Annotated in this window: 28 protein-coding genes and 3 tRNA genes; 18 read left to right on the plus strand and 13 right to left on the minus strand. The window is 38.4% G+C overall.

Annotated elements, in window-relative coordinates; all coding sequences use genetic code 11:
- Nucleotides 1-102: 102 nt before the first annotated feature.
- Nucleotides 103-1,005, minus strand: a complete 903-nt coding sequence (locus tag ABS766_RS14930; protein ID WP_408085998.1) for an FKBP-type peptidyl-prolyl cis-trans isomerase — start codon at nucleotides 1,003-1,005, stop codon at nucleotides 103-105.
- Between the two features lie 82 nt (nucleotides 1,006-1,087).
- Between ABS766_RS14930 and ABS766_RS14935 the strand changes: the two genes are divergently transcribed.
- The gene (locus ABS766_RS14935) at nucleotides 1,088-1,477 is read left to right on the plus strand and encodes an RNA-binding S4 domain-containing protein (protein WP_408085999.1); all 390 of its coding nucleotides are present in this window, start codon (nucleotides 1,088-1,090) and stop codon (nucleotides 1,475-1,477) included.
- Between the two features lie 18 nt (nucleotides 1,478-1,495).
- The gene (locus tag ABS766_RS14940) at nucleotides 1,496-1,990 is read left to right on the plus strand and encodes a phosphoribosyltransferase family protein (protein WP_408086000.1); all 495 of its coding nucleotides are present in this window, start codon (nucleotides 1,496-1,498) and stop codon (nucleotides 1,988-1,990) included.
- Here the strand turns inward: ABS766_RS14940 and ABS766_RS14945 are convergent.
- The gene (locus tag ABS766_RS14945) at nucleotides 1,987-2,505 is read right to left on the minus strand and encodes a shikimate kinase (protein WP_408086001.1); all 519 of its coding nucleotides are present in this window, start codon (nucleotides 2,503-2,505) and stop codon (nucleotides 1,987-1,989) included. The genes ABS766_RS14940 and ABS766_RS14945 overlap by 4 nt on opposite strands.
- A gap of 129 nt (nucleotides 2,506-2,634) precedes the next feature.
- Between ABS766_RS14945 and ABS766_RS14950 the strand changes: the two genes are divergently transcribed.
- From ABS766_RS14950 to ABS766_RS14960, 3 genes are all read left to right on the plus strand, one after another.
- A tRNA-Lys gene (locus tag ABS766_RS14950) sits at nucleotides 2,635-2,707 on the plus strand.
- Between the two features lie 29 nt (nucleotides 2,708-2,736).
- A tRNA-Lys gene (locus ABS766_RS14955) sits at nucleotides 2,737-2,809 on the plus strand.
- 57 nt (nucleotides 2,810-2,866) lie between these two features.
- Nucleotides 2,867-2,948: transfer RNA gene (locus ABS766_RS14960), tRNA-Leu, on the plus strand.
- 198 nt (nucleotides 2,949-3,146) lie between these two features.
- Here the strand turns inward: ABS766_RS14960 and ABS766_RS14965 are convergent.
- The gene (locus ABS766_RS14965; protein WP_408086002.1) at nucleotides 3,147-3,494 is read right to left on the minus strand and encodes a winged helix-turn-helix transcriptional regulator; all 348 of its coding nucleotides are present in this window, start codon (nucleotides 3,492-3,494) and stop codon (nucleotides 3,147-3,149) included.
- Between the two features lie 106 nt (nucleotides 3,495-3,600).
- On the opposite strand from ABS766_RS14965, the gene ABS766_RS14970 reads away from it, so the two are divergent.
- Entirely contained in the window at nucleotides 3,601-4,563 is a 963-nt protein-coding gene (locus tag ABS766_RS14970) for an aldo/keto reductase (RefSeq protein WP_408086003.1), read from the plus strand.
- A 61-nt stretch (nucleotides 4,564-4,624) separates the two neighbouring features.
- On the opposite strand, the gene ABS766_RS14975 is transcribed toward ABS766_RS14970, so the two are convergent.
- Both ABS766_RS14975 and ABS766_RS14980 read right to left on the minus strand, forming a co-directional pair.
- Nucleotides 4,625-5,146, minus strand: coding sequence for a DUF421 domain-containing protein (locus ABS766_RS14975; protein ID WP_408086004.1), 522 nt, complete (start codon nucleotides 5,144-5,146; stop codon nucleotides 4,625-4,627).
- A gap of 148 nt (nucleotides 5,147-5,294) precedes the next feature.
- Nucleotides 5,295-7,280, minus strand: a complete 1,986-nt coding sequence (locus ABS766_RS14980; protein WP_408086005.1) for a S9 family peptidase — start codon at nucleotides 7,278-7,280, stop codon at nucleotides 5,295-5,297.
- Between the two features lie 164 nt (nucleotides 7,281-7,444).
- Between ABS766_RS14980 and ABS766_RS14985 the strand changes: the two genes are divergently transcribed.
- From ABS766_RS14985 to ABS766_RS14995, 3 genes are all read left to right on the plus strand, one after another.
- Entirely contained in the window at nucleotides 7,445-9,520 is a 2,076-nt protein-coding gene (locus ABS766_RS14985; protein WP_408086006.1) for a CotH kinase family protein, read from the plus strand.
- Nucleotides 9,521-9,630: 110 nt separating this feature from the next.
- Nucleotides 9,631-10,599, plus strand: coding sequence for an ion channel (locus ABS766_RS14990; RefSeq protein ID WP_408086007.1), 969 nt, complete (start codon nucleotides 9,631-9,633; stop codon nucleotides 10,597-10,599).
- Nucleotides 10,600-10,704: 105 nt separating this feature from the next.
- Nucleotides 10,705-11,280, plus strand: a complete 576-nt coding sequence (locus ABS766_RS14995) for a T9SS type A sorting domain-containing protein (RefSeq protein WP_408086008.1) — start codon at nucleotides 10,705-10,707, stop codon at nucleotides 11,278-11,280.
- A gap of 148 nt (nucleotides 11,281-11,428) precedes the next feature.
- Here the strand turns inward: ABS766_RS14995 and ABS766_RS15000 are convergent, their stop codons facing one another.
- From ABS766_RS15000 to rmuC, 3 genes are all read right to left on the minus strand, one after another.
- The gene (locus tag ABS766_RS15000) at nucleotides 11,429-12,508 is read right to left on the minus strand and encodes a hypothetical protein (protein WP_408086009.1); all 1,080 of its coding nucleotides are present in this window, start codon (nucleotides 12,506-12,508) and stop codon (nucleotides 11,429-11,431) included.
- A 61-nt stretch (nucleotides 12,509-12,569) separates the two neighbouring features.
- Nucleotides 12,570-13,127, minus strand: coding sequence for an acyl-CoA thioesterase (locus ABS766_RS15005; RefSeq protein ID WP_408086010.1), 558 nt, complete (start codon nucleotides 13,125-13,127; stop codon nucleotides 12,570-12,572).
- Nucleotides 13,124-14,527, minus strand: coding sequence for a DNA recombination protein RmuC (rmuC, locus tag ABS766_RS15010; RefSeq protein WP_408086011.1), 1,404 nt, complete (start codon nucleotides 14,525-14,527; stop codon nucleotides 13,124-13,126). Before rmuC ends, ABS766_RS15005 begins: the two co-directional genes overlap by 4 nt.
- Nucleotides 14,528-14,702: 175 nt before the next feature.
- Here rmuC and ABS766_RS15015 point away from each other — a divergent pair, with 175 nt between their 5' ends.
- From ABS766_RS15015 to ABS766_RS15050, 8 genes are all read left to right on the plus strand, one after another.
- Nucleotides 14,703-15,356 (plus strand): hypothetical protein, encoded by a 654-nt coding sequence (locus tag ABS766_RS15015; protein WP_408086012.1) that lies wholly within the window; start codon nucleotides 14,703-14,705, stop codon nucleotides 15,354-15,356.
- Between the two features lie 159 nt (nucleotides 15,357-15,515).
- Nucleotides 15,516-15,974: a M48 family metalloprotease gene (locus ABS766_RS15020; protein WP_408086013.1), complete on the plus strand. Its 459-nt coding sequence runs from the start codon at nucleotides 15,516-15,518 to the stop codon at nucleotides 15,972-15,974.
- Between the two features lie 6 nt (nucleotides 15,975-15,980).
- A complete protein-coding gene (locus tag ABS766_RS15025; RefSeq protein ID WP_408086014.1) occupies nucleotides 15,981-16,508 on the plus strand; it encodes a hypothetical protein in 528 nt (175 codons plus the stop codon).
- An 80-nt stretch (nucleotides 16,509-16,588) separates the two neighbouring features.
- The gene (locus tag ABS766_RS15030) at nucleotides 16,589-16,960 is read left to right on the plus strand and encodes a nuclear transport factor 2 family protein (RefSeq protein ID WP_408086015.1); all 372 of its coding nucleotides are present in this window, start codon (nucleotides 16,589-16,591) and stop codon (nucleotides 16,958-16,960) included.
- Between the two features lie 65 nt (nucleotides 16,961-17,025).
- On the plus strand, nucleotides 17,026-17,712 hold the full coding sequence (locus ABS766_RS15035) for an HAD family hydrolase (protein ID WP_408086016.1): 687 nt from the start codon (nucleotides 17,026-17,028) through the stop codon (nucleotides 17,710-17,712).
- A 2-nt stretch (nucleotides 17,713-17,714) separates the two neighbouring features.
- The gene (locus ABS766_RS15040) at nucleotides 17,715-18,275 is read left to right on the plus strand and encodes a YdeI/OmpD-associated family protein (RefSeq protein WP_408086017.1); all 561 of its coding nucleotides are present in this window, start codon (nucleotides 17,715-17,717) and stop codon (nucleotides 18,273-18,275) included.
- A gap of 75 nt (nucleotides 18,276-18,350) precedes the next feature.
- On the plus strand, nucleotides 18,351-18,971 hold the full coding sequence (locus ABS766_RS15045) for an N-acetylmuramoyl-L-alanine amidase family protein (RefSeq protein WP_408086018.1): 621 nt from the start codon (nucleotides 18,351-18,353) through the stop codon (nucleotides 18,969-18,971).
- A gap of 2 nt (nucleotides 18,972-18,973) precedes the next feature.
- Nucleotides 18,974-19,417: a DUF6526 family protein gene (locus tag ABS766_RS15050; protein WP_408086019.1), complete on the plus strand. Its 444-nt coding sequence runs from the start codon at nucleotides 18,974-18,976 to the stop codon at nucleotides 19,415-19,417.
- 110 nt (nucleotides 19,418-19,527) lie between these two features.
- Here the strand turns inward: ABS766_RS15050 and ABS766_RS15055 are convergent, their stop codons facing one another.
- Together ABS766_RS15055 and ABS766_RS15060 are read right to left on the minus strand one after the other, a co-directional pair.
- Nucleotides 19,528-19,851, minus strand: coding sequence for a hypothetical protein (locus ABS766_RS15055; protein WP_408086020.1), 324 nt, complete (start codon nucleotides 19,849-19,851; stop codon nucleotides 19,528-19,530).
- Between the two features lie 20 nt (nucleotides 19,852-19,871).
- Nucleotides 19,872-20,057, minus strand: a complete 186-nt coding sequence (locus ABS766_RS15060; protein ID WP_408086021.1) for an Ntn hydrolase family protein — start codon at nucleotides 20,055-20,057, stop codon at nucleotides 19,872-19,874.
- A gap of 246 nt (nucleotides 20,058-20,303) precedes the next feature.
- Here ABS766_RS15060 and ABS766_RS15065 point away from each other — a divergent pair, with 246 nt between their 5' ends.
- Nucleotides 20,304-20,843, plus strand: coding sequence for a YceI family protein (locus tag ABS766_RS15065; RefSeq protein WP_408086022.1), 540 nt, complete (start codon nucleotides 20,304-20,306; stop codon nucleotides 20,841-20,843).
- A gap of 67 nt (nucleotides 20,844-20,910) precedes the next feature.
- On the opposite strand, the gene ABS766_RS15070 is transcribed toward ABS766_RS15065, so the two are convergent.
- From ABS766_RS15070 to ABS766_RS15080, 3 genes are all read right to left on the minus strand, one after another.
- Complete coding sequence (locus ABS766_RS15070; RefSeq protein WP_408086023.1) at nucleotides 20,911-22,182, minus strand: adenylosuccinate synthase; 1,272 nt, start codon at nucleotides 22,180-22,182, stop codon at nucleotides 20,911-20,913.
- Between the two features lie 105 nt (nucleotides 22,183-22,287).
- Nucleotides 22,288-22,740 (minus strand): Fur family transcriptional regulator, encoded by a 453-nt coding sequence (locus ABS766_RS15075; RefSeq protein ID WP_408086024.1) that lies wholly within the window; start codon nucleotides 22,738-22,740, stop codon nucleotides 22,288-22,290.
- A 153-nt stretch (nucleotides 22,741-22,893) separates the two neighbouring features.
- Entirely contained in the window at nucleotides 22,894-24,411 is a 1,518-nt protein-coding gene (locus ABS766_RS15080; protein WP_408086025.1) for a SusD/RagB family nutrient-binding outer membrane lipoprotein, read from the minus strand.
- Nucleotides 24,412-24,422: the final 11 nt, after the last annotated feature.

Consider the following 24,422-nt stretch of genomic DNA (forward strand, 5'->3'; position numbering starts at 1 on the left):
GCAGAATAAAGGGAACCCGCGGGCTCCCTTATTTGTTTAAAAAAAATAGGGCTGACTCACTTTTGAGACAGCCCCTTGTATGGGCTATTTTTTATAAACTACTTAATGGCAGTTAGGGTCTAAATGTTTTTTTAGCGTACCGCCTTCGCAGGTTGGTATTTCATCAAACGGATACTGCTCGTCTGTACCGGTAATGGTAATTTCATAAAAAGTGGTGTATCCGTCTCCGTCATCGTCGGTATCAAGGTAATTAGGAATCCCGTCTTCGTCCGTATCATAATAGTAAATATCTATGCCCGGTTCTGTTTCGTCTTTGTTCAATATACCGTCGCTGTCAAGGTCTGTATAATCAACAGCATACAGTTTAAAGGTAAATACAAGGGGAGAGTAATTTGGAATTAATACAGAGCGTGGGTTATTATAATATCCCATTCCCGAAGGTACAAACATTACCCCGGCACCATAATTTTCAAATTCTGCCGGATTAGGGTTGTCAGGGATATCAATGTAATCGCCACTTTTAAACAGGGGCATAAGTTCTTGCCAGGCCTCAATAGTCTCTGCCAGAGAAAATGTGCCCTGCGGGTAGGGTTGGTAGTCAAACTGTGTGCCATTTAAAAGGGTGCCGCGGTAAGAAACAAGTATGTTATCACCACGTGTAGGGGCATTGCCACCTCCTTCATTTAGTAAAAGGTAATATAAAGTATAGGTTACTGTATTATTTTCATTATAACTTTTAGCCTGTTTAGACATTAACGGATAATCAGTCTGATCCCATATAGAAACCTGGGTGATAGGGTCGGTTATTTCTGCAAATTCAATGTTATAATCTTCATCAACACTAACAATATAATTGTTTTTAAGGTAGTTTTCTATACTGTCCATATCAGCTGCATATTGTTCGCCATAATCGCGCGGTGGTACAGTGTTACTGTCATCATCTTTTTTACAGGAAACAAACAGGGCAATAAAAACAAGTGTCAAAACCTTTAAAAGTCTATTCATTTTAAATTTTTTTAATGGGGTGCAAGATACAATTTTCCCTTATTTTTGTATTGGTATATAACAATGATTTTTTAGAAATAGTATGAGGATTGATAAATATTTGTGGTGTACCCGTTATTATAAAACCCGCAGTATAGCTACCCAGGCCATACAAAAAGGACATGTAACGGTAAACGGGCAGCAGGCAAAGGCATCGCGGGAGGTTTTCCCTATGGATATTGTTACCGTAAGAAGAGACCAGATAAATTATAAACTAAAAGTGCTGGATATACCCGCCAACAGGGTAGGGCCAAAACTGGTTGATGTATACCGGAAAGACGAAACGCCTGCCAATGCTTTTGAACACTTAGAAATGCTAAAGCTGGCTAAAGAGCATTACAGGGCTAAAGGTACCGGGCGCCCTACAAAAAAAGACAGGCGCGACCTGGACGATTATACTACCGACCCTGATGAAGAAAACGATATTTTATAAGAATACATATAACAATACATGAAGAATATAATACTAAGCTCCGAAGAAATAGATTATAAAACCCGCCGCATAGCCTATCAGATTTATGAAACTTTTCCTGATGAGGAAGAGGTTGTTTTGGCAGGTATAGCCAGCAATGGCTACCTTTTTACCAAAATGATTGCCAAAGAGCTAAAAAAAATATCGGGCATTAAGATAGATTTATGCGAGGTGCATATTAATAAAACACAACCCCTGGAACCTGTAAAAACCTCTATGGCACCAGAAGAATATGCTAATAAAGCCTTGGTACTGGTAGATGATGTACTAAACAGCGGCACAACATTAATTTATGGTGTTAAGCATTTTTTAGAAGTGCCACTTAAAAAATTTAAAACCGCAGTATTGGTAGACCGTAACCATAAACAATATCCTGTAAAGGTTGATTTTAAAGGTCTCTCGCTTTCTACATCGCTACAGGAACATATTATTGTAGTGTTGGATAAAGAAGAACGCTATGCAAGCCTTAGCTAAAGCAGGCTTATAATGGCATTTACCACTTGCTCTTCGCTTTTGCCGTCTGTAACAACAGTATGTTTAGACTGGTGGTAAAAATAACTTCTGTCAAAAAGGTGTTTAGCTATGTATTCTTCCAATTCTTCAGGGGTTAGCGCTGCTAACAACGGACGATGTGACAGCTGGCCTTTTAGCCGTGCCACAATTTCTTTAATTCCGGCTTTAAGATAAATTGAAATTACATTGGGCTCTTGTAAAAACAAGTGGTTATTGGCATAACATGGCGTGCCGCCACCAAGGCTTATTATCAAGTCGCCTTTTGTTTCCAGTAGTTTTTTTAAGGCTATATGTTCGCGCTTACGAAAAGCAACTTCTTTTTCATCTTTAAAAATATCTGATATAGATTTTCCGGCTTCCTTTTCTATAACATGGTCAAGGTCAGCATACGGAATTTCGGTTGCGTGAGACAATAACCGGGAAATTGTTGTTTTTCCGGAGGCCATATACCCACATAAAATTATTTTTTTACTCATATTAAGGGCTTATAAATTAGGGAGGTAAAAAATAAGTATGAAAAAACTCCAAATTTATAATAAAATCGCTTTGAATAATAAATAATACATCCGTATATTTGCACCCGCGTTCAAGGAAATGTATTTAATGACTCGATAGCTCAGTTGGTAGAGCACAACACTTTTAATGTTGGGGTCCTGGGTTCGAGCCCCAGTCGGGTCACAAATTTTATTACTTTACTTGAATGCTACGACTCGATAGCTCAGTTGGTAGAGCACAACACTTTTAATGTTGGGGTCCTGGGTTCGAGCCCCAGTCGGGTCACAAAAAGTTAAGCGGGCATAACAGCGGCTTAACTTTTTTTGTTTACAACCATTTACCGGCTATGTGGAGAAATTGGTAGACTCGCCATCTTGAGGGGGTGGTGCCGCAAGGCGTGCCGGTTCGAATCCGGCCATAGTCACTTGATGGGACAAATTTAAAATGATGAGTTTGTCCCATTTTTATTTCCATTAATGTCTTTATCAATCTGCTTTATACTTTATTGCCTTATTGAATTGGGTGGTCAATTCAAATCTCTCAAAAGTCAGATGCAGGAAAGAATAGGAAATGTAATGAGAAAATGAATAAATGGTTTTCAACAAATAGACTTAAAGCAATTTTAATTAACTATCAATTTCTCCAATTTATCTCTATTATCTTCTCCCCATTTAGCTGTAGACTTAATAATTGGAATTAGTGATTCTCCCAATTCAGTTAAACTATATTCAACCATTGGAGGTTTTACATCATAAGTCTTTTTCGAAAAGATACCGTGATTAACTAATTGTTTTAATTGTCCCTCCAATACCCGCCTGGTAGCATTTGGTATTTTCCTCTGTAAGTCGCCTGGACGAATAATTTTATTATACACACACCATACTAAATTAATCTTCCATTTGCCACTCATTACTTCCATAAATAAATGAAGCCCACATTCTACCGTTACAGGTGTTTTTCTTTGGTACATAACAAATCAATTTACATTCAAATATAACATTATTATAGGGACAAATTTATCCGTACTTGACTCTATCATTTAATGCTTGTAGGTTTGTTTTATAAAAATAATCAATATGAAATATAAATTATTTGGATCTAATACAGGTTTATATGCGAGTGAAGTTATTTTGGGTGCTGCAAACTTTGGAACCAGGAAAGGATATGGAGCTTCACCAGAAGAATCTAAAAAAATACTTTCTGCGTATGCAGATGCGGGAGGGAATTTCATAGATATATCTGATTTATATCAATTTGGTGAAGCCGAAGAAATAGTGGGCAACTTTTTGGAGAACCAACGAAATAATTTCATCATCTGTACAAAGTATACAAAAAGCAGTGAAGTTAATCCTGCTGTAAGTAATTATGGAAATCACCGTAAGTCGATGAAACAAGCCGTGGAAGCGAGTTTGAAGCGATTAAAAACCGACTATATTGATATTTATATGCCTCATTTCGATGATGGTGTAACTCCTATGGAAGAAATCATCAGAGGGTTAGAAGACTTGGTAAAAGAAGGAAAAATTTTATACACTGGTTTAACTAATTTTCCTGCCTGGAAAGTTGCATCTATGGCAAGCCGGACAAATTTAACCGCACTGCAAATAGAATACAATTTGTTGCAGCGAACTGCAGACCGTGAGTTTGTTACGATGGCAGAGGAATTTGGTTTGGGAATGATGATTTATTCTCCATTAGCTGGTGGTCTGTTAACCGGAAAATACAGAAGTGGAGCATCAGGTCGTTTGAGTTTAGGAAGTAATTCAGAATATATAGAAAACGAAAGAACAAAAACAATCATTGATGAACTTGTTATTATAGCAAAAGAAGCAAATGCTACTGCTGGACAAGTTGCATTTGCCTGGGTATTATCAAAAGGCGCTTTTCCTTTGATTGGAGCCCGTAAACTTTCTCATTTTGAAGACTCTTTACAGGCAACTGCCATTCAGTTAACAGAAGAACAAATTACTAGTTTAGATAATGTAAGCAGTGTATCATTAGGCTATCCTTATGATTTATTAGCTACTGTAAGAAGCTGAAAAGGTATAACAATATTAAGCTTATCCACCGTATAATATAGCTTAAAACTGTGAATATGTATCAATGCTTATGTATAACATCTTTTAGCGTTTGTGCATCATCTATATCCATTTTCGGGATAATTAAAATATCGCCGGTAGGTTCAAGTATGGCAATATCAATATCTTTAAGTTCGGCTATGCCTTTTTTACGCGCAGCAGAATAAATCTCTTGCATTGTTACACGTTCTTGTTTAAGTATATTTTCATAAAGTTCTCCTTTGTACAGCAGCATGGCAGGGCGGTTGGTAACAAGGTGGCTAACGGTTTTATAGCGTACCGCAAGCCATGTTATAATAAACTGCATGCCTATGAGTAATACAAACACTGTAATGCCATCTGCAAGAGGTATATCTTTATTTAGGGTAACAGCAGCAAAAGCAGAGCCCAGCGCTATGGTAACTACAAAATCAAAAGCATTCATTTTAGATAAAGACCGTTTCCCGGAAATACGTAAAAGAATGATTAGGGCAATGTAGGCCAGTATTGTAATAATAAAAGTGCGGAGCACGCTCTCCCAGGTATCAAAAAATAGTTTATTCATAATGATATAAAGCTACGCATATAACATTACAACACAAGTTAAAAACAAAGCTCTTTTATCCATATTGTTGTTAATGTTTAAGCTGTTACTTATTATAAAAAAGCCGGGCTGCCTATTGCAGCCCGGCTTTACATAACTATTTAGTGTACTACTTTAAATTTTCAGCAAAAAAGCCCATCATGCATTTGTATAGCTCAATACGGTTATCTTCGCGGCCAAAACCATGGCCTTCGTTATATTTAACCATATAAGGCGTTTCTACACCTCGGCTTCTAAGGTTTTCTACCACCTGGTCGCTTTCGTTAATATTAACCCTTGGGTCATTAGCTCCCTGTACTACAAAAAGCGGCTTGGTTATTTTATCAGCATTAAGCGCTGGAGATACCTGTTTCATAATTTCTTGGTCAGCAGGGTCATTTTCATTATACCATTGTTCATAAACCTGCCCTAAAAAGGGTTTCCAGTACTCAGGGAACGATTTAAAGAAGGTAAACAGGTTAGATACCCCAACATAATCTACACCGCAGTTATATAAATCTGGTGTTTTAACAAGGCTGCCAAGGGTGGCAAGCCCGCCATAGCTACCGCCATAAATGGCTATTTTATTTTCGTCTATAAAGCCCAGAGATTTGGCATAGGCAACACCGTCTTCCAGATCGTTAAGCATATTGCGCCCTATCTGTTTGTTACCTGCCTGAAAAAACTCTTTGCCATATCCGCCAGACCCGCGGTAATTAACCTGTAATGTGGCATAGCCCCGGCTTGCAAAAAGTTGCGTTTCCGGGTTAAAGCCCCAGTTATCCCTAACACCGTAAGGCCCGCCATGAGGATTTACTATCAAGGGTACTTTTTTACCGCCTGTAGCCTGTTTTGGTATGGTAAGGTAGCCATAAAGGGTAAGCCCGTCTCTGGATTTAAACTGTATAGGGCGCATTTCGGCCATATCTTCTTCCTTAAGCTGCGGCATAAGGTTTATAAGTTCTTTAAAAGTATCCCCTTTGGTTTCATACAGGTAGTAGCTGCCATAATATTTATCGCTGCTTACATATATCAAAAATTTATCTTCATTATCGGTAACGCCGCTAATAGAAAACTCCTTATCGCCAAATTGCTTTTTAAATTTGGCATACAGTTTTTTTGCGGTGCTGCTCACAGGTATTATATTGCTTTTGTCTCCGTTGTAATAATAATAATCTACCTCAAAGCCGCGTTTACGAGAAGTGCTCAAACCGCCTACATCAAAGGTTGGGTTGGCATATATTTTCTTTATAGTTTTATTTTTTTCAAAATCATAAAGTATAATTTCGCGCGTATTATTTTCAAGGTTAGTTAATACATACGCATCGTTTGGGTTTGGGGTGGTATAGTCAAAATCAATAATACCAAAATCATCTTTCCATATGTTGGTTTTTACTTTTTCAAAAGGCTTGTCATTGGCTGTCCGGTAGTATAACACATTGTCTGTGCCGTTTTGTTGCTGGGTATATGCTTTCAGGTTGCCGTCTTTATCAAAATCATAACCTGTTATAGGGTTAGCAGGATCGGTATTTTCATATAGTTTTACATATTCGCCTGTTTTAACATTGATTTTAAAAGGTTCAAAAATTTGCGGATTATCCTTGTTCATCTCTACAATAATATAATCCGGCTGGTCTTTAAGCATATTTATAATGCTGGCACGCACCCCTTCAAAAGGCGTAAGCTCTTTAGGATTAGAGCCATCAATGTTTACCGCAAATATGTGATAGTTTTCATTACCGCCTTTATCCTGAAGATAAACCAGGCGTTCATTATTAATCCATCCATAACCGCGTACCAGGTCTTCTTTTTCTTCAATTACCCGCTCTACTTTGTTGGTTATAGTGTTTTTAATATACACATTCACTTTGCCGTCTGCATCCCTTTCTTTATACGAAATATAAGTCCCGTTAGGGGAGAACTGAAATGAAAATTGAGAAGGGCGTTTAAAATAATCTTCTACCGAATATTTATAGGTTCCAGTTTCTGCCGCCGCAAGGCGCGCAAGCTCTTCTTTAGAAGATGGCAAAGCGGTATTGCCGGGCAGGCTTTTTTCCTGAGCTGTTAAATGGGCCATAGCAAAAAATGCTGCAATAATTAAATGATGTTTTTTCATAATGCTTCTGATTGATGATGATTATCCAAATGTAAAAAAAATATATAAAACTTAAAGCTTTGTGTAATTTATTGAAATTGAAGCTTTATTTCTATAGACATAGGTTATTTTATTAGTAGCAATTGTTAAATAAATGTTACATTTGTTTTAATTAAAAATTAACCATGAAACTAACAAACCCCCTTAAAACCTATTTTTTGTGTTGCAGGTATGTACTTTTGTTAACTGTTTGCAGCACGGTATACAGCCAGGTAAACTTTACCCAGAGTAATTTACCTATTGTAATTATAACTACAGACATAAACCCGGATACAGGGCAGGCTACCGAAATACCGGACGAACCTAAAGTGGCTGCAAGTATGAAAATTATTTATCATGAAGATGGCAGTACCAATTATGTGGCCGACCAGGATAATGATGCATATTTAGATTATGATGGTCGAATAAAAATAGAAATACGCGGCTCTACATCTCAGGATTTACCAAAAAAACAATACGGGTGGACAACCTATGAAGATGATACCCAAACCAAACAGAACGTGAGTATTTTGGGTATGCCAAAAGAAAATGACTGGATACTCAATGGTCTTGCTTTTGATCCGTCACTCATGCGCGATTATATAAGCTATAACCTTTCACGTCAAATAGGTTATTATACTTCCAGGACACAATACTGCGAGGTTATTATAAACGGGGAGTACAAAGGGCTATATATACTTCAGGAAAAGCTTAAAGACGATTCTAACAGGATAAATATTGAAGAAATAGATGAAGATGCCAGTACGGGTATGTCCCTTACAGGCGGCTACATAACAAAAGCCGACAAAACAACCGGGGGAGACCCTGTAGCATGGTCTATGGACTCTTATGAAGGCTGGACAGATTTTATACATGAGGTGCCTAAACCGGAGGATGTTACACCTCAGCAAGATAATTATATACATCAGGTATTTACTGATTTGGCAACAACAGCAAACAGTAATAATATAAACCTGGCAACCGGTTACCCATCAATAATTGATATACCTACTTTTGTAGATTTTATGGTGATGAATGAACTGGGCTCTAATGCTGATGGTTACCAGATAAGTACTTTTTTTCATAAAGATATTGGCGGCAAATTAAGGGCAGGGCCAATTTGGGATTTTAACCTAACCTTTGGTAACGACCTTTTTATATATGGTTTTGACCGTAGCCATACCGATGTATGGCAATTTAGTAATGGTGATAACGAAGGGCCTAAGTTTTGGACTGATTTATTTAACAATCCGGAGTTTAAATGCTATTTTTCGCGCAGGTGGAATGCGCTTACAGCCGAAGGCCAGCCTTTAAATTATAACAGCATTGATGCGTATATTGATGAGATTGTAGCTCAGATAAGTGATGCAGCCGTACGTGAGCAGCAAACCTGGGGCACAGTGCCAAACTGGAGCAACGAAATTGCAGACCTCAAAAGCTGGATTGCACAAAGAATTAACTGGATTACTGCAAATGCGGGCAGCTATTCGGCTTGTGAAAACCCGGAATTACCCTCGCTTGTTATTACAGGTATAAGCTACCATCCAGGTGAGAGCGACGATTTTCCGGAATCTGATGACCAGGAGTTTATACAGATAACCAATACTGGCACTACTGAGGTAAACCTTACGGGAGTTTATTTAAGGGAACTTGGGGTTTCATACCAATTTACGGCAGGCAGCACTATAGCGCCAGGGGCGATGATTTATATTGTTAGCAATCCGGAGGTTTTTGAACTGAAGTATGGTACGGAAGCTTTTGGACAGTTTCAGCGTAATTTGTCAAACAGTACACAAAACCTCGTGCTTGCCGATGGTTTTGGTAATATTATAGATGCAGTGCAGTATGATGATGATGCGCCGTGGCCGGATACAGCAGATGGCGATGGGTATTATCTTCACCTTATAGATAATGCTTTAGATAACAGCATTGCTTCAAGCTGGGAGGCAATACAGGAGGCTACATTAAGCAACAAAAATTTTACCGCTACACCTTCATTTATCACACTGTATCCCAACCCTGTTTATGGCATATTTACAGTAAAATCTGCCCAGGCAATGCAACAGGTAGAAATTTATGATGTGTTTGGAAAACAATTGCAGCATTATACCACACCGGGTAATGAACTAAAGGTAGATATAAATCTGTTCCCGTCAGGTATTTATTTTGTAAAGGTTACTGCTTCAGGTAACAGTGTAACTAAAAAGATAGTGAAGAGTTAATTAAGTTATATATAGTAGTTATCGGTTCCGGAAAAGCATTGTTCATGATGCTTTTCCGGAACTTTTTTTTATTACTTTTATTCCGCATTTTTAAAACCAATGCACTATATATGGAGATTTTTAAAAACATTAATATAAAAGCAAAACCAAGCGAAACCACTGGGTTTGGTACCAATCCCAATAGTTATGGCGGGCGTTTTATTAATAAAGATGGTACTGCGAATATAGAAAAAAAAGGGCTTAATTTTTTTGATCGTATCAGTTGGTACCACACGTTACTTAACATGTCTGGCTGGAAATTTATAGGCATCATTTTTTGCTTTTATGCCGGTATAAACTTTCTCTTTGCATTATTATATTATCTTATAGGTGTTGAAAACCTTGATGGTATTGGTACCGCAGGTGGTGAATGGGTAAAATTTGGCAAAGCTTATTTTTTTAGTGCACAAACTTTTACCACGGTGGGTTATGGGCATATAAGCCCCTCGGGTGTAGGCACGAGTGCACTGGCGGCCACAGAAGCCCTTACTGGCTTGTTGAGCTTTGCTATTGCTACCGGTTTATTTTATGGTCGTTTTAGCCGCCCACGTATGTTTATACAGTTTTCTCATAATGCGTTAATAGCCCCTTATAAAGGCAAGAGCGGCTTAATGGTGCGTATGGCGCCGCATAAAAACACCAACCTTATTGATGCAGAGGCGCGTATGACATTGGGTATGGTAGTTATGGAAAATAATAAACCTGTAAATAAATTTTATACACTGGAGCTTGAAATGGTAAAAATAAGCTCACTAACATTAAGCTGGACCCTTGTTCACCCTATTACGGAAGAAAGTCCCTTTTACGGTTTTACCAAAGAAGACTTTGAAACTATTGAAGGAGAGGTTATTGTTTATATTAAAGCATTTGATGACCTGTTTAGCTCTACTGTGGCAGCAACTTCATCGTATACATTTGATGAAATTGTTTATGGCGCAAAATTTAATATGATGTATTCAGAAAATGAAGACAATAGTAGTACAATTTTATATCTTGATAAATTAAATTCTTTCAAAAAGGCCGATATAAGCGAATACTAACCGCCATGCCCAAAACACTAAATAGCAACCCATCTATTCTAGTTTAAAGCCCTGTGTTATTTATAGAACTGCGTACTTTGTTATATAAATAAAAACATAGGCATTATGAAAAAAACGTTACTACTATCAGCATTGTTGTTTGCCGGGGGGCTAACAGCACAAACTACCCACATGGTTAATTGGTTTATTGGGGTTACATCCAGTGAAACAGTAATTACTATAGAAAATGGAGACACCGTAAAATGGATGTGGGATGATACACTTCCGCATACTGTAACCAGCCAGGCAGGGGGGGCTGAAACATTTGACAGCGGTACCATTACCGGTTCGGGCGAATCATATTCTCATACTTTTACAGTAGATGGTACTACCGCTTATGCCTGTAATTTTCATCCTTCCATGCAGGGTAGTATAACCGTAACCACTACAGGAGGTATAAAAGATGTTAAAACAACGGGTTTTAAAGCTTACCCTAACCCTGTAACCGATATGCTTACAGTTACTTCAGATACGTTTATAAGCAGTATAGAAATTTTTGATATAAATGGTAAACTGGTTTATAAAGCAACCGCAGCAACGCCAAACGTAAATATATATATGCAAAATTTTACTCCGGGCACTTACATTATTAAGGCACATGCTGGTGATGCTATAGAAAATATAACAGTTATAAAGCAATAATAATTGGTTTTACTTGCAACATAAGAGCCTGCATTTTTGCAGGCTCTTATACTGTTTTATAAGCAGGGATATTTAATTTTTCTTACGCAGTTTTTCTTGTGTTAAGTGGTACGGCATCAGGCTCCGCCGGTTTTTTTAAACTTAAAATCTAAGGGCATTGTGTTTCCATTGTACTAATCCATTCGGCTATCATTTGCAGGGCCTCTTCATCTACAACACTACGGCCAATAGGCGGCATCATTTCAGACTGAATGTTATTGTTCATGCGGTAATGTAAAAGCGAATTTTCTATATCCTGTCCGTCTACAATATATTCCTGCCCAGAAGTAACAAAATCAACAGGCTCATTACATACCCCAAGGTTTTGCGGCAAATCAGTTACACCAAATTGAAAATTCATGGGAGTATACCCGCAATAAGCGCCGGGGTTGTGGCAATGGGCACAGTTAATATCAAGGTAAGAGCGTACCCTTAGCTCAAGGGGCTGGGTTTCATCAGTCCAGTTTACTGTTGAAGTTATATTTTGAGGAACAGTATTAAGGTATCCGGTAGCCATCCATTTGCTTAACTGGTTTTCAGTGCCATCCGCATAGTTATATTGTTTGTTGAGGTTTTGTGGTTTGGTACCAATGGTTGTGGCAACATCATTTAAGTCATGGCACATAATGCATGATGCCGTTGCAGGTATTTTATAGCGTGCCATACGCTCCTCGCCATTATGCATCCAGCTCACGCGTACCTCCTGCTGCATAGTATTTAAAGTAGCTTCGGTTTTATCCTGGTTCCATACATAATTGGCAAACATCCATCCGCTTTCTTTTTTAATCATAACCCTTGTTTCAATAATATTGGGCACATCGTCGTCTGTAGTGCTGTCATAATAAAACGTTTTTAGCAGCGCAGTACCTACTGGAAAATTCAGGGTTTCACCATCAGCAGCATAAGTTGCTTTAAGCCCGTCAGGCATCCACACAAAACGTTTCTTTTTAGCATAATCTGTAAATAGGGTACTGTTAAGGTCATACGGTATTACGCGGCTTGCCGGTTGAAGATTTTTAAGCTCGCCTTCAAAAAAATGATAATCACTAAGGTTAGGGTAAGGCACCTGTGCCAGGTCCATTACTACAGGGCTTTCAATTTGTGTTATTATTTCGTCGTAATCATCTTCATTATCGGATTGGCATGAAAACAATAATACTGTTAAAAAAGCTGATAATAATAGGGGCAATGAGTAATTTTGCTTCACTTTTAGTTGTAATTAGTGTATAGTCACAAATATAGAAAAATACTCATAACTCCAGCTTCACACGGTAATTATCCAGTTCTTTTAAAGCCTTGTCGCTTGTGTGGTCAAAATTTTTCTCATGTCGGTTACGCTCCTTCTTCAGGCTGATACGCTTAAGCGAATTGTAAAAGCGGCGCACTTCTTCCAGGCTGCTAAGTATTAATGTAGGGACAATAACATTTTTTCCAGTTTCATCTTTGGCTACCATAGTAAAGTAGGATGAATTACAATGTTTTACCTTGCCTGTCTGAATATTTTCTGCAGTAACACGTATACCAATAATCATAGAGCTGTTGCCAACATAATTTACAGAGGCCTTCATGGTAACCAGTTCGCCCACCTCAATAGGGTTTAAAAAGTCTACCGTATCTACCGATGCCGTAACACAATAGCTGCCGCTGTATTTAGAAGCCGATGCAAAAGCAATCTGATCCATTAGCATTAAAATATAGCCACCGTGTATTTTTCCGCTAAAATTAGCATGAGAGGGCAGCATAAGCTCTGATATGGTAATTTTAGATTCGCTTACCCTGCGGTAATGTGTGTTTTTTATAGCATTCATGGTTTTAGCAGTGTGGGTGTGCCTGAGTTGTCGTCATCTTCATTTTCTTCCTGTTGCAGGGCACGGTTAAGTATATTTTCAGGCAGTGTTTTTTTGGCTTTGGCACCCATTTTCTTAAGTTTTTCTATACTGGTAACAATATTACCACGGCCTTCAAATAATTTATTCATAGCACCCTGATACTCATTTTGGGCATCGCGCATTTTTACGCCAACCTTGGTAAGGTCACCAATAAAGCCTTCAAACTTATCATAAAGCGCCCCGGCCTGCCGGGCAATTTCATAGGCATTTTCCTGTTGTTTCTGGTTGGCCCACATGCTGTCTATAGTCCGAAGGGTAGCCAGCAGGGTGCTTGGGGTTACTATAACAATATTACGCTCAAAGGCTCTGTTGTATAGTGTGTTGTCTTCATTAAGCGCTATAGCAAAAGCAGGCTCTATAGGTATAAACAGCAATACAAAATCAGGGCTTTCAATTTTATACAGGTCATGATAATTTTTTTCACCCAGCTGTTCCACATGTTTTTTTATAGAATTAATGTGCTCTTTAAGGTGTACTAACCTTAAAGGGTCATCTTCTTCATTTACATAACGCTCATACGCCACAAGCGATACTTTACTATCTACAACCATTTTTTTACCATCCGGAAGGTTAATAACCACATCAGGTATTACCCGGCTACCCTCATCATCGGTATGGCGTTGCTGTACAAAATACTCGCGGTCTTTTTCAAGCCCCGATTTTTCCAGTACCCGTTCCAGCACCAGCTCACCCCAGTTACCCTGCATTTTAGTGTCGCCTTTAAGGGCACGGGTAAGGTTAAGGGTTTCGCGGCTCATTACCTCATTCATTTCACGAAGGCCAAGTATCTGCTGGCGCAGTGCGGCATGGTAGTCTATACTCTCCTTATGGGTATCTTCTACTTTTTTCTCAAAAAGGTGTATTTTTTCCTGTAGCGGAGAAAGTATATTTTTCAGGTTTTCGCGGTTCTGTTCGGTAAATTTGGTCGATTTTTCTTCTAATATCCGGTTGGCCAGGTTTTCAAATTCTTTAGTGAATTTTTCCCTAAGCTGTTCGGTTTCGCTGCGCTGTTCCCGCATGCGCTCCATAAGGTTATCAAAATCGGCTTCTTTTTTAGTGAGTTGTACGCTCAGTGCATCTTTATCATGCCTTATTTCGTTACGTTCATTTTGTAAAATAGCCAACTGATTTTCTATAGCCTGTTTTTCATTTTGTGACTGTACTCGTAATTGTTCTAATTGCAGCTGCATACTGTTGTAGCGTTCTTCAAAAATCTTTTTATCTGCAGCGGTTTTAGAAGTAAATACAGCCTTGCCAATAAAAACACCTATGGCAAGGGCAATAATAAAGGCTAATAAAAGGGGTATGGTTTCAGGCATGTAAAGTAGTATTTAGTAATTGGTAAAATTAATATAAAATTGAGTTTTATACCAGTTTAAGGTTGTCATTTTATAACTTTATACAGCACCTGCATTTTATTGGCTAAAAAATTTTCAGAGTTAATTTATCAGGGTGTTTAGTATCTTTGAAAGAAACCCTTATGTTTATTTGCTTATGAACGATAAAACAATTGTTTATCAACGTTTCATGATACCTGGCGAAGCAGAAGCCCTTCAGCAGCTTTTGCAGCAAAATAACATTGGCTGCCTGGTTAAAACCATTTCATCTGGCCTCGATGGAAATTTTGCAGGTAGTTATGATAAAGATTATGAAGTTCGTATTAATCCATTAGACCGTGCTGTTGTTGATGGGCTTGTTGCTCAAAAAGTGCGTGAGGATATAACTAAACTACCCAAAGATTATTACCTCTATACTTTTACAAATGAGGAGCTGATGGAGATTATACATAAGCGAGATGAATGGAATGCTCTTGATTACCAGCTTTCGTTACTGCTTTTACAGGAACGGGGTGTTGAAATAAATAAGGAAACGATACAGCTTGCGGAAAAAAAGAGGATTGCGGAATTAAAGCAACCTGAAAAGGTGAGCAGGGGCTGGCTTTTTGCCGGCTATTTATTTGCCTGTATGGGCGGCTTGGTAGGTGTTGTATTTGGCTATATATTATACTCTTCTAAAAAAACGTTGCCGGATGGCAGGGTAATGTATCGCTATAGTAATGCTGACCGTAGCCACGGCAGGATAATTATGATTTTTGGCCTTACAGTAATTTTTATGTTATGGGTACTAACTTTAGTATCTGGTGATTAATACATTATTATGTAGCTGTTTTTAAATAACTATAAATTACCTGTGTTGTATACTAATTCTAAAATACCTGCCGTTAGTATATACACACTACATACTTTAGCAGTTAATTATATAATTTAATTTCAGGTTATTAAAATGAGAGGCATTAAATTCTGCATTTTGGTTGCAGCTTTATGCTGCATGGTGCCGGCCATGGCACAAAAAAACTTCGGGTCGGCCAAATATACTGCTATGTGCAGCTATTATGGCGAAACTATTACGGGAGATATTATAGCATATGAATCGGGTACTACGGTCCAGAAAGCGGTAGCAGAGATTATGTCGGTAATAGGTCTCAAGCCCAATTTTGAACTCCGCGTAGCCAATGTACCTAATGCGGCAGCGGTTGTTATAAAAAATAAGCGTTATATACTGTACAACCCAAAGTTTATGAACCAGATTAATAAAGCATCGGGTACCAACTGGGCAGCCATAAGTATACTGGCGCACGAAATAGGGCACCACCTCAATGGGCATACGCTGGATAATGTGGGAAGCCGGCCTCAAACGGAATTAGAGGCAGATGAATTTTCAGGGTTTGTATTGCGTAAAATGGGCGCTACATTACCTGATGCCTAAGCAGTAATGTCAATTATTGCATCAATAAAAGGCAGCCATACACACCCTGCAAAAAACGACCGCCTGGCTTATATTGCTACAGGTTGGCAAAATGCAGCTCCTATTAAGGAGGCAGCTCCGGAAAAAGGTAAGGAAGCTAACCCTACTCAGGTAGCTGCCACCCCGGAAAAAGAAGATAAAAACTATATTGCATCATCGGGTACGCCTTCAACAACGTACAGGAAGCCCGTAGCGGCTAAAAAATCTGCCAATACACGGATGGTACGTATTAATGAAAGTATAAAATCAAATAATGTGGTAAGTGTTGCCTATTTTGATAATGATCCGCAGGGGCATTACTATCTTACCAAACGCGGAAACCTAGTTCAGGTTGAAGGAGATAAGGTATATCAGGTGGCCAAAATGTATAAATCTAACAAAATTGGTTACAATATTATGTTTGCTGATAACAACGCGCATAAAATATATATAGGCCGTAATGGGTTATTATTAAACAGTACGGGTAACCGCGTGGGCTATATAAAAGCACGATAATGTTTTTTGGCTAAAACTTTCTTAATGGTTTCAGCGGGTGTTTGGCGTTTATGTAAATTGCAGTATTAAAAACCATACTGATGGAAACTAAACAACATATTGCAGATTTGGAAAACAGGCTTACAGAAGCCATGAAAACCGGTAATGTGGCAGCACTTGATGTATTGCTGGCCGATACTATGCTGTTTACCAACCATAACGGCCATTTGGTAACCAAACAAGATGAGCTTGATGCACACAACAAAGGCAATATAGAAATTTTTGAAATAAAAATAAGCGCTCAGCTTATAGAGGTATATGGCGATATGGGTATAGTATCTGTAATAAAAGACATTAGCGGTAACTACAATGGCCATACCAATGTTGGCGTATACCGTTACACCCGCGTGTGGCAGCAAACGGGTGATAACTGGCAGGTAGTGGCAGGGCATTGCAGTAAAGTGCTGGTTTAATACTTTTTTAGCAATAAATACTGTATTTATTAGCTAATTTTATGGCTCAAATTTAACGCCCAAAAATGAATTTAAAAGTAATTGCTTTTGATGCTGACGATACGCTGTTTATAAACGAACCTTATTTTGAAGAAACTGAAAAAGCCTTTTGCGGGCTGATGGAAGACTACATGAGCCACCAAAGTATAGCACAGGAAGTATTCAGCATACAGATTAAAAACCTTCCGGTGTATGGTTATGGCATTAAGGCATATATACTCAGCCTTATTGAAACCGCAATTAGTATTTCCGGAGGTACAGTAAGCAGCAGGCACATTACCAAAATACTTGACTTAGGTAAAGAGCTTCTTGCCAAACCTATAGAACTTATAGATGGGGTAGAGGATACCCTTAAACAATTGCAGGGAAATTATAAACTGGTAGTGGCTACAAAAGGCGACCTGAAAGACCAGCACCGTAAACTGCACGACAGCGGCCTGGGGCACTATTTTCACCATATAGAAGTAATGTCAAATAAAGAGGCTATAGATTATACCAAGCTTTTAAACCGCCTGGATATTGTTCCTAATGATTTTATGATGGTTGGAAATTCACTTAAAAGCGATGTACTCCCTGTTTTAGAGATAGGGGGATATGCCTGCCATGTGCCTTTTCATACCACCTGGGCGCATGAGCGTATAGACCATGATGTAGTGCACCAACGGTTTACGGCATTAAATGATATCAGGCAGATTATTAATGTAGTGGGATAACTATGGAACCTCAGTTTTTTGAAACCCCGGCTGATTTCAGGAAATGGTTACAACAACATTATACCGATAAGCAGGAAGTGATGGTTGGATTCTATAAAAAAAGCTTAGGCAAATCCAGCATTACCTGGCCCGAATCGGTAGAACAGGCATTATGCTTTGGCTGGATAGATGGCGTGCGCCGCTCTTATAATAATGAGGCATATACTATACGTTTTACACCCCGTAAACCTAACAGTACCTGGAGTGCCGTAAATATAGCTAAAATACAAGAACTACAGGAAAAAGGCTTATTACAGCCTGCTGGCCTGGCAGCTTTTCAAAAACGCACAGAGAAAAATTCTAAAATATACGCCCACGAACAGGATGAAGTAGCAACACTGCCAAAAGCGCTTGAAGAGCAATTTAAAGCTAATAAGGCTGCCTGGAAATTTTTTGAAGCTCAGCCACCATATTATAAAAAGATAATGCTGCACCGTGTGGCATCGGCAAAACAGGAAAAAACCCAACTACAGCGGCTTGAAAAACTTATGGCTGCCTGCCTTGAAGGGAAAAGATTACGCTAACTTATACGATATAAGGCAAAACTTACGTTTTATTAGTATATTTGATGATACTCACCTTTTAAAATCAATTACATTATGAAAAAACTATTTAAATTTTTCGTTCTAACCGCTGTTGCAGCCTGTTTTGCTTTTGTTGTGCCAAACGAAACCAAAACTAAAGAAATTAATATAGTAATTGATGCAGGGCACGGCGGCAAAGATTTTGGAGCCAAATATAATGATATAATTGAGAAAGAGATTACTAATGAAATTGCCCAAAAAATTAATGAACTGAATAAAAACAGCAATATAGTAATACACTTTACCCGGTTTAATGACAATTTTGTAGATTTAAATGAGAGGGTAAATACTATTAACAGCCTTAAGCCGGATTTGTTAATTTCATTACACGTTAATTCACAAAGTATTGGTACCGAACGTTCGGGTATGGAATTTTTTGTATATGACAAAAATGCTGTTGCTACTAAATCTGCACAATACGCTGAAAGTCTTGCCCAACAATTTAAAGAAGCAAATTATAATGTTGGAGAGGTTAAAACAGCGTCTATGTACCTGCTTAAAAATAGTGAATCTCCAGCTATAATTTTTGAAATGGGCTATCTTACCAATCAGTATGACAGGGCTTATCTTACCAATGAAAATAATAAGGAAAAAATAGCCAGAACAATACTTGATTTTGTGGCAAGCATTGAATAACCATGGCAAATAAGCAAAACTATAAAAACCATATACGCTGGTATATACCACACCATTTTGTATTTTATCCCGTTATGCTGGCGGCTATTATATATTGTGCCTGGCAGGCAGCAAATGCCACAGCAGATGTAAAACCACTTTGGCTGGTAGCCGGCTTTGGTTTTTTCAGCCTGGCCTGGCTGTCATTTCTTTTACGCCAGCACTACGCGCTTACACTTCAAAACCGATTAGTATTGCAGGAGTTGCGCTACCGCTATTTTGTACTTACAGGCAAGCGCTTAGAGCCTATAGAGGCTCAACTTAGCGAGGGGCAATTATTTGCATTGCGTTTTGCACCGGATGAAGAACTTGCTGCTTTGGCAGACAGAGCTATTAGTGAAAAGCTTACAGCTAATGAAATAAAAAAAGCAATAAAAAACTGGAAAGGCGATTACCACAGGGTATAAAAAAGTATAATTAGTATAAATATAAAAGCGGGATAGTTTTATAAAACTATCCCGCTCATTTTTGGATTAGGTTCGGAACTATAGAAATTCTTACGTCTAACTCCATAATATTATTCGCGTGGTTCATACCAGCCAAACCGGCTGTTTCCCCTGTTATAATCACTATGATCAGTATCTATATAATCTCCTGAGGCGCGGCGTTCTTCCTCTTCGTCATGCCATCCCGGGCTGCGTTGCATCTGGTCATTTTCGTCCCAGTCGTTATTTTTAGTTCCCCTGCTTTCTGTAGTTTCTTTATCCTGGTTTTTATTTTTCCAGGAGTCTTCATCCTCGTTAAAAGTACGGGTTCTTGGGTCTCTGTAATCATCATGGTTTCTATTGTCACCAGCCTGGTTATCCCTTTCCTGGCCAGCATTTTTATTTATATCGCTCATAACTATCAGGTTCTTTTAAATTAATATTCTGTTTTATCTTTGCTCAGGTCACCTTCCTGAATTTTTTCAGGGGTTTTAGTAGCATCTGTTTGTTTGGCAGCACCTTTCTTGGCTACTTCCATATGTTCTTTTAAGGTACCTTTATCTTTTTCGTCCATTTTGTTTTCACTTGAAACTTTTGGAGCGGGGGTTTGTCTCTTATCCATAACCTTGGTGTATTTGATTTATATCAAATTTCGTAATCTTTGTGGTTGATTCTTAGTTAATTAACTTTGTTTTAGACAGAATAGGTTATTATTTGTAAGATATGATTTTATAATAAATTGATTATCAATACTTTTGTTAATTACTCAATTAAACTTTAACAAATAATTGATGGTGATAATAACCTTTAAAATGAGGTTTCTTACTAAATTAGTAACATAAAAATAAAGATTTACTTATTAAAATTTATGGCAACAAATAATTGGGTTTTAGATACCGCACATTCAGACATACACTTTAGCATCCGTCATTTAGTTATTGCATCTGTTACAGGCTCGTTCAGGATTTTTTCCGGCAGTATGGTAACACAGTGGCATGATAATTTTACTGATGCAAAATTTGATATCAGTATAGATGTTTACAGTATAGATACCAATAATAATGAGAGGGATGAACATCTTAAATCTCCTGATTTTTTTAATGCCGATAAATTTCCGGTTATTGAATTTCACTCATCATCATTTAAAAAAATTGAAGGTGATAAACATAAACTTACCGGGGCGCTTACTATTAAAGGAATAACCAAAGAGGTTACTGTTGATGTGTTGTTTGGCGGTGAGGCCAAAGACGGTTTTGGTGTAGAGAGGGCAGGCTTTGAAATTACAGCTGTCATTAACCGTAATGATTTTGATATACATGCTGATGATGTTACCGAAGCCGGCGGGTTGGTATTGGGCGAAGATATTAAAATGCAGGCTAATATACAGTTTACAAATGAGGAGGAGTAATCTTTAATCTTTTAAGATTAAGACCAGTATAAAAAAATGGCTGCATTTACGCAGCCATTTTTATTTATTATTTGGTTATAGTCTGTGTCCTGTCTGGCCCTACAGATATTACTTTTATAGGTACTTCAAGTTCTTTCTCTATAAACTCAATATATTCTTTAAGTTCAGCGGGTAGTTCATCATACGAGGTCATACCCGTAAGATCTGCCTGCCATCCTTTTTTCTCAACATATACCGGTGTTACGTTTTCTTCTTCAATATTATAAGGCAGGTGTTTAATTTCCTCTCCTTTATATTTATATGATGTACATATTTTTAAAGTATCAAAACCCGAAAGCACATCGCCTTTCATCATATATAACTGGGTTACACCGCTTACTTGTACGGCATATTTTAATGCCACAAGGTCTAACCAGCCACAACGCCTTGCACGGCCGGTAACAGAGCCAAACTCATTACCCACTCTTGCCATAGTTGCGCCTGCCTCATCAAAAAGTTCGGTAGGGAAGGGGCCGCTACCTACACGGGTAGTATATGCCTTAAATATACCAAATACATCTTTTACCTTGTTGGGGGCAATACCCAAACCTGTACAGGCCCCGGCAGCCGTGGTGTTAGATGAGGTAACAAACGGGTATGTACCAAAGTCTATATCAAGCAATGAGCCCTGTGCGCCTTCTGCAAGTATGGTTTTGCCTTCCTTCATCGCATTGTTCAGGTATTCTTCGCTATCAATAAAGGTAAGTTGTTTTAGCGCTTCTATAGCAGTAAAAAACTCTTCTTCAAGCTCATCAAGATCATATTCAAGTTCTACATTATAAAAATCAATCATGGCCTGGTGCTTATCGGCAAGTGCACGGTAACGCTCTTTAAAATCATCAAGCTCAATATCACCTATACGTATGCCGTTCCTGCCGGTTTTATCCATATAAGTTGGGCCTATACCTTTAAGGGTAGATCCTATTTTTGCTTTGCCTTTACTGGTTTCGCTGGCGGCATCCAGCAGGCGGTGGGTTGGTAATATAAGGTGGGCCTTTCTGGATATTAAAAGCCTGCTTTTAATGTCAATATTAAACTTTTCGAGCCCTTCGAGTTCTTTTTGAAACACTACGGGGTCCATAACTACACCGTTACCAATTATATTTATGGATTTTTCATGAAAAATTCCTGAAGGAATGGTTCTTAGTACATGCTTTATACCATCAAATTCAAGCGTATGGCCTGCATTTGGCCCCCCCTGAAAACGGGCTATTATATCATATTTGCTGGTAAGCACGTCAACAATTTTTCCTTTGCCTTCGTCTCCCCATTGCAATCCAAGCAGTAAGTCTACCGTCATTTCTTAATTAAGTTTGTTGTTTATGTTTGCAGTAATTTTCATTATTAAAAACAAAAACCAATCCTTATGCAGGGTTGGTTTGTATTTGCTGTTTTTTCAGCCTTTTCAGCTTTCGGCTGCGGGCTGTTTTTTATGGCCATAAAGATATAAAGAATGGTTGTGAATTTCAATACCAAAAATTTCCTCTATGGTTTTCTTGATGCTTTGTATCCTTGGGTCGCAAAACTCTATAACCTCACCGGTATCGGTCATTATTATATGGTCATGCTGCCTGTCAAAATATGATTTTTCATAATGCGACTGGTTCTGCCCAAACTGGTGGCGCCTTACCAGGCCGCATTCCAGCAACAACTCTATGGTATTGTATAGCGTGGCACGGCTAACGCGGTAATTTTTATTTTTCATTTTGATGTAGAGTGATTCTATATCAAAATGCTCCTGATTATCGTAAATTTCCTGGAGTATGGCATAGCGTTCAGGGGTTTTCCTGTGGCCTTTGTCTTCTAAAAATTTGGTGAAGACATTTTTTACAATCTCCTGATTTTTGTTGTTTTCCATTATATATCCCTCTCAATATGGCAAAGATACGCTAAAAAATTATTTCTGCATTATACAGTTATATTTACTGATAACATTAAAAGTTAAAAACGCTGTCCCTTCTTACGGAGACAGCGTTTTGATTAACAACTTAACTTAATCAACAACTTATTTTTAGTTGGCCAGGAGCCACATAATTTGATTTATCTCGTCATAACCACCAAACTGCCTGTTTAATGCTTCCATTAAATTAGTACTGTTATAGTTCAGTTCAGAGGTAGGGTATAGATACCGCATCGGAAGATCGTTCGGGTTATTTACATTAAGGTTTGTAGCAGGGTCTACCGGAAACTCAGGATAATATACCCTTCTGTATTCGTAATAAGATGTTTTTCCATCCATTAAAAAGTTTAATAGGTAGCGCTGCATCCAGATTTGCTCCAGTTGGCCTTGTGCGTTATCAGCAAATGCTGCTTCCCCTGTAAAATAGTTATCAATGTCGCTTTGTGTTATGGCATTGCCGTGCGCATAAGTGGCATCGGTATTCATAACATATTTCAATGCCGATTTTACACCGTTTTGATAATATTGCTCTGCACTGCCGGTGCTTATCCAGCCTCTTATACGGGCTTCAGCCAAAATAAACTCCTGCTCGGCATAGCTAAGCATCCTGCGGGTTTCACTGTCTTGTTTTACCTGGTACCTCAGGTTGATTTTAGAATATTTGCCTGCACCGTAATTAGCGTTCATTGTGGCATAATCAATAGCCGGGTTAACCCCGTTATAAGCCTGCATATCACCTTCGGCATAACCAGCTGTTATTTGCGCCGGGGCAGGTTCGGCAAAGTAATACAGGCGCTTATCATTTAGTGCTTTAAGGTTATCTATAACCACATTGCTTACCAGTGTGCGCCCGGTAAACATATCGTTGGTGCTATACAAAGGGTGTGCGTTAATGGTGTTATATACCAGTCCGAAATAGTCGGTATCATTTTCAAATAACATATTGTTATTTACAATGGTACTAAAACGTTGCTGAACCCTTAAATCAGCATCATTGGTTTTATTGCTCAGCGTCATTAATACTTTAAGCTCAAAGGCATTTACTGCTCTCAGCCACTTCTCAGGGTTGCCTGCAAAAGGGGTAGGGTCTCCAACAAAGGTTGTACCCTGCTGAAAATGCTGTGCCGCTTCCTCCAGCTCTGTAAGTATGCCTAAAAACACTTCTTTCTGGGTATCATATTTTGGCTTAAAGTTACCTGCTGCGCCCTGTCCGGCTTCGCTGTAGGGTATATCTCCCATATCCATTGTAGTTAAATAAAAAGTGTATGCCCTTATAAAATGTGCCACACCTTTGTAAGATTCTTCCGCCGGGCTGCCTTCGGCAAAAGCCAGCATCTTATCAATGTCCGGCAAAATTGTTAGCTTACCAAAACTTGAAGTCCTTATTAAGTTATATTGCTCGCTCAGCTGCCCTTCATTGGCATAGCCAACATATTTAGGCAGCGCATTTTCTGTAATATAGGCTTTTGAGTCCTGCCCCTGGTATTTTGCTATGCTAAGTATAATATTAGTGGTAAGCATAGAGGCGCTTACCTGTGTAGGGGTATTGGGGTTTGTATTTATTTCCTCAAAATTACTACACCCTGCAAACATGACTACACCAGCAATTGCCATTATAAATTTTTTCATGTTTTTTATAT

The organism is Flavobacterium rhizosphaerae (genome assembly GCF_046000445.1).
GTDB lineage: Bacteria > Bacteroidota > Bacteroidia > Flavobacteriales > Flavobacteriaceae > Flavobacterium > Flavobacterium rhizosphaerae.